This window comes from Actinomadura sp. NPDC049382 (assembly GCF_040677125.1).
In the GTDB taxonomy this organism is placed as follows: Bacteria; Actinomycetota; Actinomycetes; order Streptosporangiales; family Streptosporangiaceae; genus Spirillospora; species Spirillospora geliboluensis.
In genome coordinates, this window is sequence record NZ_JBFARO010000012.1 from 1 (window position 1) to 15,912 (window position 15,912).

Here is a 15,912-nt window from a genome sequence, read left to right on the forward strand (position 1 = left end):
GCCCAGTCCTCCACCTTGATCACCCTCCACAGTGACAGCAGAGGGGGTCAGAATTCGGCCGCCGCCTGGGGGTCAGTATTCACCCGCCGTCAACACAAGGCCTCGTGCTTGCGCGGCGTACGCCGCGATGCCCGGCCGCCTCCCCGCGCCCCAGAATCGTCCGCTAGCCGCGCTGGTCAAGGTCAAAGGCAGCGTGACTGCAGGCACACACCCTCACGCCCGCCTGCCGCGTGCGGCACGGACACGGAGCCGTTCCCTCCCGGCCCGCTCGACTGCCGCTCGGACGAAAGACCGCCTGATGGCGGCCCCACATCCACACCCGCACCCCCACCAACACGGGCCCGAAGTTGCCCCACGGCCTTCCGTCCACCGCGCTGGCTTTAGGCACAGCAGCACCCGCACCCGACTGTCCCACCGGCATGGGGCTGGAGTTGTTCCTAGCCTGGTCACTTGCCGTGCTGGGGCCATGCCGCGTGATCGCACGACGGGTGCCATACCCGACCGCCTCAGCCAAGACGGGGCCTGAGGACGCCTCGCCCACTTGTTTGCCGGGGCGGCGGCGATCGGCTGGCCCGGGCCCGAGTGCAATGACGCGAGTGGAACCGTCTCTCTCCCCGCATGGGCGCCCGCCGTGTTTCATTAAGGCCGGGTGACCGCACGCCGCGTCCACAGCCGACCGCCTCAGCAACAGCTCCCTGAAGACGTCGCGCACCAGACGCCGCCGTGGTGGGTTAAGGCCGTGTCCTCGACCGGCCCAAGCCCAGCCGTCGTTCCACTCGCAGGGGCCCAGAGTCGTCCCCTGGCCTGGTCGCCTGTCGTGCTGGGACAAGGCCGCGTGAGCGCCGCCCCGCGCCCGGCTGTATCACCTGCCCGGTCTGGGCCGTCAACGAGCCGGGTTGCCCGCCTGTTGGGGCAGGGCCACATGATGGGCTGGCGCACGCTTTCGTTCTAGTTGCTCGCTGCCTGGCCTCAGGCGTGTGATCGATAGCCTGCGCCGGGCCATCACACCGACACGGGCCTGGCTTCATCCCCCGATCCGGCCGACTGCCCTGGCGGGGTCGGGCCGTGTGAGTTCGCAGGGGCGCGCCCCTGCCTGAGTCACCGAGGGATCCGCCAGGGATTTGTAGACCCTCCACGGCAACGCGTCCGCACGCTCTCGGATCAGTGTCGTAGGCCGGAAGGGAGGCGACCGGCCAGCCGAACCGGCGCGTCCCGTGTCGCCCTCTGGGCTTGTAAAACCGCCAGTCACGGGCAGGTGGAGCGCTTGCGGCTGGGACGGTCGTGCCGTTTGCATGGCCTGGGGCGTCCGCAGCCTGGGCGGCTGCCGCCTTGGTCGACGGGGCGTGTTCGCAGGTGCTTGCCCGTTGCGCGGCGTGGAAGTGTACGAGGGAGGGGGCTTGGCTAGCGGGTTTGGTCGGTTGGGCGGATGAGGATTTCGTTGACCGCTACGTGTTCCGGCTGGGTGAGGGCGTACACAACGGCGTTGGCTATGTCTTCGGGCTGGAGGGTGCGCATGGACGCGGCCATCTGCTGTGCGGCTGCCCGGGTTGCCGGGTCGGAGATGTGGTCGGCCAGTTCGGTCGAGACGAAGCCCGGTTCCACGATCACCACCCGGACGCCTTGGGCGGTCACCTCTTGCCGGAGTGCTTCGGAGAATGCGTTGATGCCGAACTTTGTCGCGGCGTAGACGGCGCCGCCCGCTGATGCGATCCGTCCTGACGTCGAGGAGACCTGGAGGACGGTGCCCTTGCTCTTCAGCAGGTGCGGCAGGGCCGCGTGGACGGCGTACATCGAGCCGAGCAGGTTCGTTTCGACCATGCGGGTCCATTCGGTGGTGTCGGCGCCTGCGATCGGGCCGCTGAGCATTACCCCGGCGTTGTTCACCAGGACGTCCAGGCCGCCGAAGTGTTCAACGGTCGCCGCTACTGCGGCCTGCACTGACTGCTGGTCTGTCACGTCCAGGTTCAGGGGAAGTACCTCGCCTGGTGCCTTGTCCGCGAGGGTCGCCAGGCGGTCGGCTCGGCGGGCGCCGACGGCCAGGTCCGCGCCTGCGGCTGACAGGGCCAGTGCGGTTGCCTCGCCTATGCCTGAGGACGCGCCGGTGACCAGGACGGTCTTTCCGGCGAGCTTGTCGTTCATGACTTTCCCTTCGATGTGCGGTCTGCGCTCCGGCCGGTCCGTAAGCGGACCGGGCGGTCACCTTAGAGAGCTCATAAGCGGACCGATTGGTCACCTTAGGTAGAGTGGTCGCTGTAGGAAGGAGTGGCGCATGGCCAAAAGCGTCCCGTCGCGCAGTGATGCGGTGCGGAACCGTCGGCTGCTGCTGGACGCGGCGGCTCGGACGTTCGCCGAGCGCGGGGTCGAGGTGTCCATCGGCGAGATCGCGGAGTGCGCCGGGGTGGGCAAGGGCACGGTCTTCCGGCACTTCTCCTCCAAGGCCGACCTGCTGGCGGCGATCATGCTCGGCATGCTGGACGAGCTGGAGAGCACCGGGACCGCGCTGCTGGAGGCCGACGATCCGGGGCGGGCGCTGCGGGAGTTCATGGCCGCCGGGGTGGAGATCTTCGTCAGGGACCGGGCGTTCTGCGAGGTCGTCGGCCGGCCGTCCCTGCAGAGCGAGCAGGTGCGGGAGGCGATCCAGCGGCTCCGCGACGTCGCGGAGGAGATCACCGACCGTGCGCGGCGGCAGGGGGCCGTGCGGCCAGATGTCACCGGCACCGATGTGGTCCTGCTGCTGAGCGGCATCCAGCACACGGCGGCGCCGCTGTTGGATCATGAGCCGCAGGCTTGGCGGCGTTATCTCGAGTTGGCTCTTGATGGGCTTTCCGCTGAGTCGCGGCCGGAGTTGCCGTATCCGCCGCCGGGTCGGCTGTCGCTTGAGGGAGCGGAGGGCGGTCCTGGCGGTTGAGCCCGCCCAGGATTCGTGTCGCCGCTTATGTGATCAGGTATGACCCTGGTCCTGAGTTGCTCGTCTTCGATCATGTCGGGATGCCGGAAGCGGGGACTCAGGTGCCAGCGGGTGGTGTCAGGGGTGGTGAAGGCTTGGTGCGGGCGGTTTTGCGGGAGGTTTTTGAGGAGACGGGGCTGAGCGATGTCTCGGTTGTTCGGCGGGTTGCCGTAGAGGAGAAGCCGCATCCGTGTTCTGGGGAGCCTCGCCGGACGTCGTTCTTTCATCTTGTCGCGGGTGCCTCTGTGGCGGACGCCTGGGAGCACGTGGTGGATGGTGACGAGGGCGATGCGGGGTTGACGTTCGCCTGCCGGTTCGTGTCGTTGCCGTTGGCGCGGCCGCTCGCAGATGACCAGGGTGCTTGGCTGGGGCTCGTTGATGCGGCCTTCGTTCGTGAGCTTTGACGGCGGTAGAGTCGCCGGTGGCATGAACTGACGCGGGGTGCCCCTTCGTGGGGAGAATCGGGAAGCCGGTGTGAATCCGGCACGGGCCCGCCGCGGTGACCGGGGAGCTGCCGTCCATGCGCGTTTGCGCGGCCACTGGCCGGAAGGCTGGGAAGGCGGGCGGTCCGGCGTCGATCCGGGAGTCCGAAGACCGGCCCCGCTCCACGCGGCCGCCATGCGGCGGCCCGACGCAGCGGGAGCCTGCCATGGAGCTTTACGACGTCATCCACCGCCGCCGCGATGTGCGCGCCGAGTTCACCGGTGCGCCCATTCCGCGGGACGTCCTCGACCGGGTGCTCGCGGCGGCGCATGCCGCGCCGAGCGTGGGGCTGTCGCAGCCCTGGGATTTCATTCTGGTGAGGGACGTTCGGCTTCGGCGTGCCTTCTATGAGCATGTCCAGGGGGAGAGGGCTGTGTTCGCTCGTGGTTTGCGAGGGGATGCGGCTGAGCGGTTCGGGAAGATCAAGATCGATGGGGTTCTGGAGTCCACTCTTTCGGTTGTGGTCACGTATGACGCTGCTCGGGGTGGGCCTGCGGTTTTGGGGCGGCATGCGATCGCCGATGCTGGGCTGTACTCGGTCTGTCTGGCCATTCAGAACTTGTGGCTGGCCGCTATGGCGGAGGGCTTGGGGGTGGGGTGGGTTTCGTTCTACCGCGAGGCTTACCTGCGTGAGTTGCTCGGCATTCCGGGGGACGTTCGTCCGGTCGCCTGGCTGTGTCTGGGGCCGGTCAGCCGTCTGCAATCCGCTCCGGATCTCGAACGGCACGGGTGGCGGCAGCGGCGGGAGTTGGATGCCGCAGTTCACCTTGACCGGTGGGCGGGGCGGTCCTGAGGCGGATCGCCATGTGGGTCAGGAAGGCCACGCCGGCCAGCAGGTAGCAGTTGGCGATCGGGGTCAGGAAGATGTGGAAGCCGTATTGGAGTGGGTGGCCGTTGTGCGGCGTCCACCAGAGCGGGGAGAGCGCGAAGAGGACGTAGGCGGCCAGGGCGGTTTTCCGGTTGTTGTTCCTGAGGAGCACCGCCAGGGCGGGGACGATCCATACCCAGTGGTGCGCCCAGGAGATGGGGGAGACCAGTAGGCCGGTCGCGCCTGTGACGGCTGTGGCGGTCAGCCAGTCGCCTCTTCTTGCCCAGAGGACGGCGATCGTCAGGCCGATCGCGGCGATCGTCAGCGGGATGGCGGTGTACCAGTCGCCCACTTCGGCCGTGCCGCGCAATATGCGGTTCAGGGTGCCGTAGGGGGATTGGTTGCTGATGTACGGGACGCCCACCCGGGACGTGTCGTAGAAAGTGTCCAGCCAATAGACGCGGGACGCTTCCGGTGCGATGACGTAGGCGAGCAGGGTGCACGTGGCGAAGGTGGCCGTGGCGGTCACGGCGTCCTTCGTGCGCCTCGTCAGCAGGAGCAGGACGACGAAGATGGCCGGGGTCAGTTTGATCGCGGTCGCGATGCCGATGGCGATTCCGGCGGGGCGGCCTTGGGCGGCGCGGTGCATGTCGGCCAGGACGAGGGCCAGCAGGAAGAGGTTGACCTGGCCCAGGAAGAACGAGTGGTAGACCGGTTCCAGAAGGAGGCCGGCCGCTACGACGGCGATGAGGGGGACGTGGCGGCCGGTCAGTTTCATCGTGATTCGGCATGCCCATATGAAGGCGGCCAGTGCGGCGAATTGCCAGATCACGCGGGCCAGGGTGAGCGGCAGCAGGGAGAGGGGGGTGAAGAGGGTGGCGAAGAAGGGGGTGTTGGTGAACCAGTGGTCGGCCAGCTGTTCCGTGTAGAGGCGGGTCCCGTCGGTTATGGCGTCTCCGCCCAGCCAGTAGATGCGGAAATCCAGCGAGTCGTAGGTGATAGAGAATACGGCTATTGCTGTGACTTCGATGGCCAAGAGCAGTGGTATCCAGCGTTTCATGCGGATAACGGTGTCGATCGGCCCGGTTTTCGCGCATCGGGCCGTCGCACACATTTGCGGAACGCCCGTTAGCCCGTGGGATTACGCCCGCGGGCCAATGTGCGGGAGAACGGCCGGCGGTTACGATCGGCGCATGTCAGCCCGAGTGCGCCGTCTCAGCGGCGCGGTTCTCGCCTGGTCGGGAGCCGCGCTCTATCCCGGCGTCCTGTTCCTCGCCCTCTCCACCGGGCGGTTCCTCTCGCGGGAACTGGACATCCTGCTCTGCGTCGGCCTCACCGTGCTCGTCGCCGCGCTGCTGCGGCGCAACCCCCTCCCGGCCCACGCGATCCTGCTCTTCTCCTGGATCCTGGCCCTGTCGGAGACGCCGAACGGCGTCGTCGCGGGTGGGCAGATCCTGCTCACCGATCTCGCGGTCTGCTACATCGCGGCGACACGCCCGCGCTGGGTCTCGGGCTCCGTGGCGGTCGTCACCGGCGTCCTGCAACTCCTGTCCGTCGCCGCGTTCCTGATGGCGGACGAGGTGCTCCTCCTCACCATCGTCCTGGCGATGGTCGTCGTATGGATGACGGGGAACTCGCTGCGGGTGCGGCGCGCGCACGCGGAGGAGATGCGCGAGCGGGAGACCGCGCAGGCCGTCGCCGCCGAGCGGCTCCGGATCGCCCGCGAGCTGCACGACATGGTCGCGCACAGCATCGGGATCATCGCGATCCAGGCGGGCGTGGGCGGACGGGTGATCGAGACGCAGCCTGCGGAGGCCCGCAACGCGCTGGGCGCGATCGAGGCCACCAGCCGCGACACCCTGTCCGGGCTGCGGCGGATGCTGTCCGCGCTGCGCGCCGACGACCCCGCTCCGCTCGGCCCCGCCCCGGGCCTGGCCGACCTCGACCGGCTGGCGGCGGCGACCGCGGACGCCGGGGTCGCGGTCGACATCCGCCGGACGGGGGAGCCGCGGGCGCTTCCGCCGGACGTCGACCTCTCGGCGTACCGGATCGTCCAGGAGGCGGTCACGAACGTCGTCCGGCACGCGGGCACCGACCGCTGCCGGGTGACGATCGACTACCGCGACGGCGAGCTCGCGATCGAGGTGGCGGACGACGGGCGCGGCGGCGTGGTCGGCGCCGGGTACGGCCTGGTCGGGATGCGGGAGCGGGTCGCGCTGCTGCGCGGCGAGTTCGCCGCCGGGCCGTCCCCCGCGGGCGGGTTCCGGGTGGCGGCCCGCATCCCGGCGCCGGCGGCGGCCGCATGACGGTCCGCGTCGTGCTGGCCGACGACCAGCCGCTCATCCGCGCCGGGCTGCGCGTGCTGATCGCCGACACCCCGGACCTGGAGATCGTCGGCGAGGCCGGGACGGGCCGCGAGGCGGTCGACCTGGTCGAGGCCCTTCACCCCGACGTGGTCGTGATGGACATTCGCATGCCCGACATGGACGGCATCGAGGCCACCCGCCGCATCACCGGGGCGCACGTCATCATGCTGACGACGTTCGACGACGACGAGTACGTGTACGGCTCGCTGAAGGCGGGCGCGAGCGGCTTCCTGGTCAAGGACATGGCGCTGGAGGAGATCCTCGCGGCGATCCGCGTCGTGGCGGGCGGGGACGGGCTGATCGCGCCCAGCGTCACCAAGCGGCTGATCGAGGAGTTCGCCGCCCGTCCGGAGCCCGCCGCCGCGCCGCGGCGGGCCGAGCCGCGGGAGGTCGCCGGGATCACCGGCCGCGAGCGCGAGGTGCTGACCCTGGTCGGGCGCGGCCTGTCGAACCAGGAGATCGCCGACGAGCTCTACATCAGCGTCGCCACGGCGAAGGCGCACGTGGCCCGGCTGCTGGCGAAGCTGGCCGCCCGCGACCGGGTGCAGCTGGTCATCATCGCCTACGAGCTGGGCCTCGTGGCGCCCCCTACCGGCGGTAGTACTACCTGACGTGGTGACCTCGGTATCGGTCGGATAACCTTGAAGCCGTGAAGGGTCTGGGAGAGCTTGAACGCACGGTCATGGAGGTCCTGTGGGAGCGGGAGGACGCCGGCCACGAGGCGGCGACCGCCCGTGACGTGAGCCGTGCGCTCGCCGGCGACCGGGACCTCGCCCACACCACGGTCATGACGGTGCTGGACAGGCTCGCCAAGAAGGGCTTCCTGGAGCGCGAGCGCGACGGCCGGGCCTGGCGCTACCACCCGGTGGCGAGCCGGGAGATGTACGTGACCGAGCTGATGCTGGGCGCGCTGAACGAGACCGGTGACCGGGACGCGGCGCTCGCCCACTTCGTCCGGTCCGTGTCGCGGGACGAGATCGACGTGATCCGGGAGACCCTCGCGGGCCTCACGAGTAAGGAACCACCGGCATGACCGGCGCCGCCCTGCTCGCATTGATCTCTCTCGGGACCGTCGGCGGGGCGCACTTCCTGTCCCGCGCCCGGTGGACGTGGCGAGCGCCGCGCATCGGGATCGCGCTCTGGCAGGCCCTCGGGCTGTGCTGGGGCGTCGCCACGATCGGAGCCCTGCTCGGCCTGGCCCTCCTCCCGTACCGCAAGGGCGTCCTCGGCGGGCTGCCCGGCCTCTACGACGACCAGGCGGCACGCCTCGGCGCCGTGCAGGTCGCGGCGCTGCTCGGTGCGATCAGCCTGGCCGGCGTGCTGCTGGTCATGCTGATGTTCGCGGTGGTCCGGGTGTTCCGGGCCCGGCGGCGGCACCGGGCGCTGCTCGCGCTGGTGTCGCGCCGCGACTCGTCCGTGCCCGGCACCCTCGTCCTCGACCATCCGGGCGCCGCCGCGTACTGCGTGCCGGGCGTCCGCTCGCACAAGGTCGTCGTCAGCGCTGGCACGCTGGAGCTGCTCGACCGCGGCGAGCTGGCCGCGGTCCTCGCGCACGAGCGCGCGCACGCGCGCGAGCGGCACGACCTGGTGCTGCTGCCGTTCACGTCGCTGCGCCAGGTGTTCCCGCAGTTCCACCTGGTCGGGCGGTGCCTGGACGCGGTGGAGCTGCTGATCGAGATGGCCGCCGACGACCGGGCCCGGCACCACCATCCGGCGCGCGAGCTGGCGACGGCGCTGCTGCGGTTCGCCGCGGCGCGTCCGGCGGCCGCCCCGTCCGGGACGCTCGGCGTGGCGCACGGCGACATGCCGGTGATGGTGCGGGTGAACCGCCTGCTGGAGCCGGAGCCGGTGTCGCGCCGCATGCGCGTCGCCGCGTCGGTCGCCGTCCCGGTCATCGCCGGCCTTCCGCTGCTGCTTCTCGTCCTGCCTCACTAGTCCGCGCGGGCGTTTCCGGAGCGGCGGCCTGCGGCTTCGGGCGGCGCAGGACGAGGAGGGACACCGCGAGCGCGGCGACCAGGAGCCCGGCGGAGACGCCGAACGCCAGGTGGTAGCCGCCGGTGAGCGCGTGGGCGGCGTCCTCGCCGTCCGCGCGCAGGGTCTCGGTGCGGGCGGCGGCGAGCGTGGTCAGTACCGCGACGCCGAGGGCCATCCCGACCTGCTGGACGGTGTTGAACACTCCTGACGCGAGGCCCGCGTCCTCCGGGCGGGCGCTCGACATGCCGAGTCCGGTCAGCGACGGCAGGACGAGCCCCGCGCCCGCGACCAGGACGAACACCGGGAGCAGGTCGGTGATGTAGTCGGCGTCCACCGGGACGGTCGTCAGCCATGCCATCGCGCCGATCAGCAGCACCAGGCCCGCCATCAGCACGAACCGCTCACCGAGCCGGTTGGACAGCCGCGCCGACACCAGCAGCGAGACCGCGCCGATCGCGACGGCGGCCGGGAGCATCGCCAGGCCCGTGTCCAGTGCGCTGTAGCCGAGGACCTGCTGCATGTAGAGGGCGACGACCACCTGGAACGAGAACATCGCCGACAGGGTGAGCAGCTGCACGGCGTACGCGCCGGACACGTTCCGCGAGCGCAGGATCCGCAGCGGCATCAGCGGGGTCGCGGCCCGCGCCTGCCGGACGGCGAACCCGGCGAGCAGCAGCAGCGACACCGCGCCGAGGCCCAGCGTGTGGAGCGAGACCCAGCCGTGCCCCTCGACCTTCACGACCGTGTAGATGCCGAGCATCAGCCCGGAGGTGACGAGCAGCGCCCCGGCGATGTCCGCGCCGGCGGCGAGGCCGAGCCCGCGGTCGCGGGGCAGTGCGGGGAGCGCCAGCAGGATCGTGGCGAGGCCGATCGGCAGGTTGATCAGGAAGATCCAGTGCCAGCTCAGCGCGTCGGTGAGGACGCCGCCGAGGACCTGCCCGATGGACGCGCCCGCCGCGCCGGTGAAGCTGAAGATCCCGATCGCCTTCGCCCGTTCGCGCGGGTCGGTGAACAGCGTCACAAGGATGCCGAGGACGACGGCGGTGGCGAGCGCGCCGCCGACGCCCTGGAGGAGGCGGGCGGCGATCAGCACGCCGGACGTGGTGGCCGCCCCGGCGAGCGCGGAGGCCGCCGTGAACACCGCGTTCCCGGCGAGGAAGAGCGTCTTGCGGCCGATGAGGTCGCCGAGCCGTCCGGCGAGGAGCAGCAGGCCGCCGAGCGGGATCAGGTAGGCGTTCATGATCCAGCTGAGCCCGGCGGGGGAGAAGCCGAGGTCGGCCTGGATGGCGGGGGCGGCGACGGTCACGATGCTGCCGTCGAGGATCGCCATCAGCATGGTCGCCGACAGCACGCCGAGCGCGGCCCAGCGGGACCGCAGCAGGCGGGAAGGGGTCGTCTCCGTGGTCATGGAGCGACCGTAGCAGATGGTTTTGTTATAGACGATCCTTCATGGATCTATTTTTTGCCCTGCCGGACGCGCCGGGCCGACCGGGCGGTCTCGACGGGCGTCGCGAGATGCCCGGTGACCAGCGTGGTCAGGGCGCGGACGAGCACCTCCCGCTCGCCGTCCGGCAGCGACCCGAGGGCGGCCTCGTGCACGCCGTCCACGATCCGCTGGCTCTCCGCCGCGACCCGCGCGCCCTCCTCGGTCACCGCGATGATTCGGGCGCGGCGGTCGGTGGACGACGGCCGGCGCTCGGCGAGGCCCGCCTTCTCCAGCGCGTCCACGGTCACGACCATGGTCGTCTTGTCCATGTCGCCGATCTCGGCGAGCTGGATCTGGGTGCGCTCCTCCTCCAGGGCGTGGACGAGGACGCAGTGCATGCGCGGCGTCAGTCCGATCTCGGCGAGCGCGGCCGTCATCTGGGTGCGCAGGACGTGGCCGGTGCGGTCGAGCAGGAACGACAGGTCCGTCGTCGTCCGGCTGGGGGCCATCGAAGTCATGCCGCCAGCCTACCCAGGTTGTTCTGTTGCGGATTATCTGCTAGGAGCCGCATGCCATCGTCTATGCTGGGGGCATGAACCGCGTGTGTCTGGGCTGGTGGCCGTCCTAGGACGGCCGACGCTCGCGCATGCCACAGGGCCGTCCGCTGGACGGCCCTTCTGCTTCTCGGTGACCCGGGCCGGTCCGGCGGGACGGCCGCCCAGCCCGCTCCCGACCGAGGAGAGACCATGGAGACGACCGCCACCAGCACCGCCACCAGCACCGCCGCGGCCGAAGCGCGCAGCCGCGAGCTGGAGGAACGCATCGCCGCCGACCCCGGCGCGTTCCGCATCCTGACCGGCGACCGCCCCACCGGGCCGCTGCATCTCGGCCACTACTTCGGCACCCTTGCGAACCGCGTGCGGCTGCAGCGCGCCGGCGTTGAGCTGTTCGTGCTCGTCGCCGACTACCAGGTGCTCACCGACCGGGACGTCGCCGACCGGCTGTCGGAGTACGTCGAGGGCCTGGTCGCCGACTACCTGGCCGCCGGGATCGACCCGTCCGCCGCGACCGTCTTCCGGCACAGCGCCGTCCCCGCGCTGAACCAGCTCATGCTGCCGTTCCTGTCGCTGGTGTCGGTGCCGGAACTGAGCCGCAACCCGACCGTGAAGGACGAGATCGCCTCGTCCCGGCAGTCGTCGGTCAGCGGGCTGATGTTCACCTACCCCGTCCACCAGGCCGCCGACATCCTGTTCTGCAAGGCCAACCTCGTCCCCGTCGGCAAGGACCAGCTCCCGCACCAGGAGATCACCCGGACGATCGCCCGCCGCTTCAACGAGCGCTACGCGCCGGTCTTCCCCGTGCCGGACGCGCTGCTGTCCGCCGCCCCGAGCCTGCTCGGCATGGACGGCCAGAAGATGAGCAAGAGCCGCGGCAACGCCATCGCGCTGTCCGCCGGGCCGGACGAGACCGCCAGGCTGATCAGGCGGGCGGTGACCGACACCGACCGGCGCATCGCCTACGCGCCCGAGACCCGCCCGCAGGTGTCGAACCTGGTGCTGCTCGCCGCGCTCTGCCAGGGCCGCGACCCGCACGCCGTCGCCGCCGAGATCGGGGACGGCGGCGGCGCCGCGCTCAAGAAGGTCGTCACGGACTCGGTCAACGAGTTCCTCCGCCCGATCCGGGCCCGCCGCGCCGAGCTGGTCGCGGACCGGGCGTACCTGCGCGGCGTCCTGGACGAGGGCAACGAGCGCGCCAACGCCGTCGCCGACCGCACCCTGGCGGAGGTGAGGGCGGCGATGGAGTCCTAACGCGGGGCGATGCCGCGCAGCACGACGGCGACCAGCTCGTCGGCGGAGGCCGGCGGGACGCGGCGCGCGATGTCCTCGCCCTGGAAGAGCGCCGACAGCACCGGTTCGTGGCAGGCGCCGACGAGCATGGACGCGGCGGCGTCCAGCGGGGCGTCTGGGGCGAGGCGGCCGAGGTCGCGCTCGGCCCGCAGGTAGCGGGCGAGCCGGGACCGCCAGTCCTCCTCGCCGCCGCTCAGCGCCGAGAACCGGCTGAGCACCTCGGGCTGCGCGACCAGCCCGGCCAGGGCGGGCACGAGGGCGCCGTGCGTCGCCAGCCCGTGCGCGACGTACGCGCGCAGGTTCTCCTCGACGGTGGCGGTGCCGGGCTCGGGCAGCGGGTCGAGCGCCCGGCCCACCGACTCCGCCCGCGCCCGCAGCGCGTGCGCGAGGAGCTCCTCCTTGTCGGCGAAGTGGTTGTAGAGGACGCCGTCGGCGACGCCGGCCTCACGCGCGATCGCCCGGACGGTCAGCCCGGCCGTCCCGCGGTCGGCCATCATCCGCTCCGCCGTCGCGATCAGGTGCTCGCGCAGGGTCCGGTCGCCGGCGCGCAGCACGGCCGCTTTTCGAGGTGACATCACCGCGCATCGTATTCTCCGAGCGCGAACCCGCGGGCGGCGAGCTCGGGCAGGAAGTCGGGGCCGGCGACGTCCTCGATGTGCCGGACGCCGGGCGGCGCCCCGGCCAGCCGCCGGACGACCAGCGCGGCGGCCAGGCCCGTCGCCCGGCTCTGCCGCCGCCCGGCGAACGACCGGACCCGGCCACCCGACGCGACCGCCACCGCGAACCCGTCCCCGCCCACGTGGACGTGCCGGAACGCGGCCCGCAGCGGTGCGGCGTCGCGGAACCGCCGGAGCCGGGGCAGGACGGCGGTCAGGGCGCGCGAGTCCAGGCAGAGGCCCGTCCTGACCCGCCCGGGGAGGGTGTACTGGTCGGAGAACGGGAAGCGGTGCACGGTGCGCACTCCGTAGGGCGGCGGGAAGCGCATCCGCCACGATTCGCCCAGGTCGCCGAGGGAGTCGAGCGTCCAGTCCACGGCGGACGGGCCGTGCCGCTCGCCCGCGCCGAGCAGGACGCCGATCTCCGTGTCCGCCCCGCCGAACCCGGCGGCCAGCAGGTTGGTGACACCGGGCGCGAGGCCCACGCTGAGCACGGCCGTCGCGCCCGCGCCCGCCGCGAGCCCGTCGAGCTTCTCGATCCCGGAGAGCACCTCGTAGGACGCGGAGACGTCGACGTAGTGGACGCCGCGCCGCAGGCACTGCTCGGCGACGCGCACGTTCTCGGTCTCGGCGCACATGACGACCGCGTCGGCTTCGAGCCCTGCGACGCCGTCGCGCCGCAGGTCCACACGCATCGGAATCGCACCGTTCACGGTGCCGGCCTTGGCGAGGTCGCGGCCCGCGACGACGATCTCCGGGACGTGGCCGCGCAGGCCCGCGACGACCTCCCGTCCCACGGCTCCGTACCCGCCGAGGACGACGACCCGGTTCATCGGCGCGCCGTCACCAGCCACGACCGGCTCCGCAGCCGGACGGCGCCGTCGCGCTCGAAGCGCCGCATCGCCTCCGCGAGCGTGGCGACGAGGTCGTCTCCGGCGCCGTAGTTGTAGCGGATCGGGCCCCACTCGGCGAAGAACTGGGCCGCGTCCCGCGCGTCCCGTCCCCAGATCTGCTCGGCCTCGACCTGGCGGCAGTTCACGGAGCCGAACCCGGCCGCGCCGAGCACCTCCTGGACGCGGCCGGGATCCGACAGCGACAGGGGTCCGTCATGCCCGATCGGGGCCTCCTCGCGCGGCGGCAGCGCGGCGAAGACCGCCTGGAGGTCGGTGTCGCCGATCGGCGCCATCGAGAGGAACGCCAGCCGCCCGCCGTCCCGCAGCGCCCGCCGGATGTTCCCGAACGCGGCGACGGGATCGGCGAAGAACATGACCCCGACCCGGCTGATCGCCACGTCGTAGGCGCCGTCCTCGAAGGGGTGGACCTGGGCGTCGGCCTGCACGAACTCCACGTTCCCGACGCCCTCCGCCGCGGCGCGGTCGCGGGCGGTGCCGAGCATGGGCCCGGACAGGTCCACGCCCGTCGCCGCGCCGAGCCGGGCGCGCCGGGCCGCGAGCCGGGTGGTCTGCCCGTTCCCGCAGCCGATGTCGAGGACGCGGTCGTGCGGCCCGATGGCCGCCGCGTCCAGCAGGGCGTCGTTGAACCCGCCGTTGACCGCGTCGTACCGGTCGGGATGCGCGGCCCAGTGCTCACCCTCGTACCCGTTCCACGCCTCCGCCTGGTGCGTGTTGACGATCTCCGCCATGCCCCCTCCTCGGGTATGAACGTATGTTCATGAACATAGGTTCATATCGCGTCCGCCGTCAAGGCCGCGCTGAAGGCCGTACCCGCGGGGCCGGGCGAGCGGGGGCACAGCAGCTCGGTGCGATGGACGACCCGCGGCGCGCGGACGGGCACCTCGGCCAGGCCCGGATGCCCGGCGGCGCCCGCGGGCAGGACGGCCAGCCCGTGCCCGGCGGCGACCAGTGCGGCGACCAGCGCGAGGTCGCCGCCCGTGCAGGCGAGGGACGGGCGGAAGCCGTCCCGAACGCCCGCCGCCCGGCGCAGGTCCGGCAGCGGCGCGGCGACGTCCGGGGCGTCCAGCCACAGCGCGTCGACGAGATCGCGCAGGTCGAGGCCGGGCCGGGACGCCAGCGGATGCGCGGCGGGCAGCGCGACCGCGAGCGGCCGCTCGGCCACCGCGGCCGCCGTGACCGGGGCATCGGCGTCCGGGCGCAGCGGGTCGGTGGGCGCGGCGATGCCGTCCACCAGCCCGATGTCCAGTTCGCCGGTCGCCACGGCCGCGCCGATGCCGGCGCGGGGCAGCACGCGGACGGCGGCGTCCAGCCGCGGATGCGCCCGGCGGGCCGCGGCCAGCGCCCCCGCGGCGTGGGCGGCGGCGAGCGGCGCGGCGCCGACGCGCAGCCGCAGCCGGGGCGCCCCGCCCAGCCGGTCGAGCTCCGAGCGCGCCGCCCGCAGCCGCAGCAGGATCGGCTCGGCATGGTCGAGTAGCCGCGCCCCTGCCTCCGTCGGACGGACGGGACGGCGGTGCAGGAGCGTCACCTTGAGATCGCTCTCCAGCGACGCGATCTGCTGCGACACGGCGGCCTGCGTGTACCCCAGCTCGCGGGCGGCGGCCGAGAACGAGCCCGCCCGGACGACGGCGACGAACGTGCGCAGGAGATGCGAATCCATGAGGATAAGCATTGCTTATCGAGCCATCGGGAATCATCGTTGGCGCTTGAGCATGCGGGCGGGCCAGGATCGAGGGCATGACGTTCACCGCACGCATCGCCCTGGTGGGGGAGCGGTCCCCCCACGTCCAGTCGCACGTCCGGATCCCGGGGCTGCTGGAGTCCGTCCGGGAGCGCGACGGCCTCCTCGTCGAGGCGTACTGGATCCCGACCGGCGACGTGGGCGACGGGCTGGAGAAGTTCGACGGGGTGTGGCTGCTGCCGGGCAGCCCGTACGAGAGCGAGGCCGGCGCCGTCACCGCCGTGCGGTCCGCCAGGGAGCACCGGATTCCCATCCTCGGGACGTGCGGCGGCTTCCAGCACATGCTGCTGGAGTACGCGCGCAACGTCTGCGGCCTGGGCGACGCCAGGCACGCCGAGAACGACCCCGGCGAGGCCGGTGACGACGCGCTGATCACGCCGCTGGCCTGCTCGCTCGCCGGTCACGAGGCGGAGGTCGCCGTGACGCCCGGCTCGTTCGCCACGCGGCTCATGGGGACGACGCGCAGCACCGAGCGCTACGGCTGCGCCTTCGGCCCCAACCCCCGCTACGAGGACGCGCTGCGCGCGGGCGGCCTGCGGTTCACCGGGCACGACGACGCCGGGCAGGTGCGCATCGCGGAGCTGCCCGGGCACCCGTTCTACCTCGCCACGCTCTTCCAGCCGGAGCTTGCGGGCGACGGGACCCGTCCCCACCCGGTCATCGCGGCGTTCCTGGCCGCGGCGGCTGAGTCGCACTGATTATCCGATGTCGGACCCATCCGGGACGATGAACGGATGAACTGGTTCCGGCACC

At 72.0% G+C, this 15,912-nt stretch carries 17 protein-coding genes and 1 riboswitch; of the genes, 9 read left to right on the top strand and 8 right to left on the bottom strand.

Translation table 11 applies throughout. From position 1 onward, the window contains the following. Positions 1 to 1,401: 1,401 nt before the first annotated feature. Positions 1,402 to 2,139, bottom strand: coding sequence for an SDR family NAD(P)-dependent oxidoreductase (locus AB0K34_RS10515; protein ID WP_301177492.1), 738 nt, complete (start codon positions 2,137 to 2,139; stop codon positions 1,402 to 1,404). A 130-nt stretch (positions 2,140 to 2,269) separates the two neighbouring features. Here AB0K34_RS10515 and AB0K34_RS10520 point away from each other — a divergent pair, with 130 nt between their 5' ends. The 3 genes from AB0K34_RS10520 to bluB all read left to right on the top strand — a co-directional run bounded on the left by AB0K34_RS10520 (position 2,270) and on the right by bluB (position 4,223). Then, positions 2,270 to 2,908, top strand: coding sequence for a TetR family transcriptional regulator (locus tag AB0K34_RS10520; RefSeq protein ID WP_364547276.1), 639 nt, complete (start codon positions 2,270 to 2,272; stop codon positions 2,906 to 2,908). After that, positions 2,905 to 3,351 carry an NUDIX domain-containing protein gene (locus AB0K34_RS10525; protein ID WP_364547278.1) on the top strand — a complete coding sequence of 149 codons (447 nt, stop codon included), beginning with the start codon at positions 2,905 to 2,907 and terminating at the stop codon, positions 3,349 to 3,351. Before AB0K34_RS10520 ends, AB0K34_RS10525 begins: the two co-directional genes overlap by 4 nt. 18 nt (positions 3,352 to 3,369) lie before the next feature. After that, positions 3,370 to 3,565: riboswitch (cobalamin riboswitch) on the top strand. Between the two features lie 31 nt (positions 3,566 to 3,596). After that, the gene (bluB, locus tag AB0K34_RS10530) at positions 3,597 to 4,223 is read left to right on the top strand and encodes a 5,6-dimethylbenzimidazole synthase (protein WP_364547280.1); all 627 of its coding nucleotides are present in this window, start codon (positions 3,597 to 3,599) and stop codon (positions 4,221 to 4,223) included. On the opposite strand, the gene AB0K34_RS10535 is transcribed toward bluB, so the two are convergent. Next, the gene (locus tag AB0K34_RS10535; RefSeq protein WP_364547282.1) at positions 4,120 to 5,298 is read right to left on the bottom strand and encodes a glycosyltransferase 87 family protein; all 1,179 of its coding nucleotides are present in this window, start codon (positions 5,296 to 5,298) and stop codon (positions 4,120 to 4,122) included. The two genes, bluB and AB0K34_RS10535, sit on opposite strands and share 104 nt — an antisense overlap. A 133-nt stretch (positions 5,299 to 5,431) precedes the next feature. Between AB0K34_RS10535 and AB0K34_RS10540 the strand changes: the two genes are divergently transcribed. From AB0K34_RS10540 to AB0K34_RS10555, 4 genes are read left to right on the top strand one after another with little or no spacing between them, the layout of a single operon-like run. Continuing rightward, positions 5,432 to 6,544, top strand: a complete 1,113-nt coding sequence (locus AB0K34_RS10540) for a sensor histidine kinase (protein ID WP_364547284.1) — start codon at positions 5,432 to 5,434, stop codon at positions 6,542 to 6,544. Next, positions 6,541 to 7,215, top strand: coding sequence for a response regulator transcription factor (locus tag AB0K34_RS10545; RefSeq protein WP_138638186.1), 675 nt, complete (start codon positions 6,541 to 6,543; stop codon positions 7,213 to 7,215). Before AB0K34_RS10540 ends, AB0K34_RS10545 begins: the two co-directional genes overlap by 4 nt. Before the next feature lie 38 nt (positions 7,216 to 7,253). Further along, positions 7,254 to 7,637 (top strand): BlaI/MecI/CopY family transcriptional regulator, encoded by a 384-nt coding sequence (locus AB0K34_RS10550; RefSeq protein ID WP_089328606.1) that lies wholly within the window; start codon positions 7,254 to 7,256, stop codon positions 7,635 to 7,637. Next, positions 7,634 to 8,539 (top strand): M56 family metallopeptidase, encoded by a 906-nt coding sequence (locus AB0K34_RS10555; RefSeq protein ID WP_138638185.1) that lies wholly within the window; start codon positions 7,634 to 7,636, stop codon positions 8,537 to 8,539. The genes AB0K34_RS10550 and AB0K34_RS10555 overlap by 4 nt, the downstream gene beginning before the upstream one ends. Here AB0K34_RS10555 and AB0K34_RS10560 read toward each other — a convergent pair. Next, positions 8,496 to 9,986: an MFS transporter gene (locus tag AB0K34_RS10560; RefSeq protein ID WP_301177487.1), complete on the bottom strand. Its 1,491-nt coding sequence runs from the start codon at positions 9,984 to 9,986 to the stop codon at positions 8,496 to 8,498. The genes AB0K34_RS10555 and AB0K34_RS10560 overlap by 44 nt on opposite strands. Before the next feature lie 47 nt (positions 9,987 to 10,033). After that, positions 10,034 to 10,522 carry a MarR family winged helix-turn-helix transcriptional regulator gene (locus tag AB0K34_RS10565; protein ID WP_364547289.1) on the bottom strand — a complete coding sequence of 163 codons (489 nt, stop codon included), beginning with the start codon at positions 10,520 to 10,522 and terminating at the stop codon, positions 10,034 to 10,036. 228 nt (positions 10,523 to 10,750) lie between these two features. On the opposite strand from AB0K34_RS10565, the gene trpS reads away from it, so the two are divergent. After that, entirely contained in the window at positions 10,751 to 11,812 is a 1,062-nt protein-coding gene (gene trpS / locus AB0K34_RS10570; RefSeq protein ID WP_364547292.1) for a tryptophan--tRNA ligase, read from the top strand. Here the strand turns inward: trpS and AB0K34_RS10575 are convergent. Genes AB0K34_RS10575 through AB0K34_RS10590 form a run of 4 tightly spaced genes read right to left on the bottom strand, consistent with a single transcriptional unit; the run spans position 11,809 to position 15,078 of the window. Further along, the gene (locus AB0K34_RS10575) at positions 11,809 to 12,426 is read right to left on the bottom strand and encodes a helix-turn-helix domain-containing protein (protein WP_364547295.1); all 618 of its coding nucleotides are present in this window, start codon (positions 12,424 to 12,426) and stop codon (positions 11,809 to 11,811) included. The genes trpS and AB0K34_RS10575 overlap by 4 nt on opposite strands. After that, a complete protein-coding gene (locus tag AB0K34_RS10580) occupies positions 12,426 to 13,361 on the bottom strand; it encodes a saccharopine dehydrogenase NADP-binding domain-containing protein (RefSeq protein ID WP_240807946.1) in 936 nt (311 codons plus the stop codon). The genes AB0K34_RS10575 and AB0K34_RS10580 overlap by 1 nt, the downstream gene beginning before the upstream one ends. Then, positions 13,337 to 14,149 (bottom strand): class I SAM-dependent methyltransferase, encoded by an 813-nt coding sequence (locus AB0K34_RS10585; protein WP_138638180.1) that lies wholly within the window; start codon positions 14,147 to 14,149, stop codon positions 13,337 to 13,339. The genes AB0K34_RS10580 and AB0K34_RS10585 overlap by 25 nt, the downstream gene beginning before the upstream one ends. 41 nt (positions 14,150 to 14,190) lie before the next feature. Beyond that, a complete protein-coding gene (locus AB0K34_RS10590) occupies positions 14,191 to 15,078 on the bottom strand; it encodes a LysR family transcriptional regulator (RefSeq protein WP_364547300.1) in 888 nt (295 codons plus the stop codon). 77 nt (positions 15,079 to 15,155) lie between these two features. Here AB0K34_RS10590 and AB0K34_RS10595 point away from each other — a divergent pair, with 77 nt between their 5' ends. Then, positions 15,156 to 15,857, top strand: a complete 702-nt coding sequence (locus AB0K34_RS10595) for a hypothetical protein (RefSeq protein WP_301177755.1) — start codon at positions 15,156 to 15,158, stop codon at positions 15,855 to 15,857. The last annotated feature ends 55 nt before the right edge of the window (positions 15,858 to 15,912 follow it).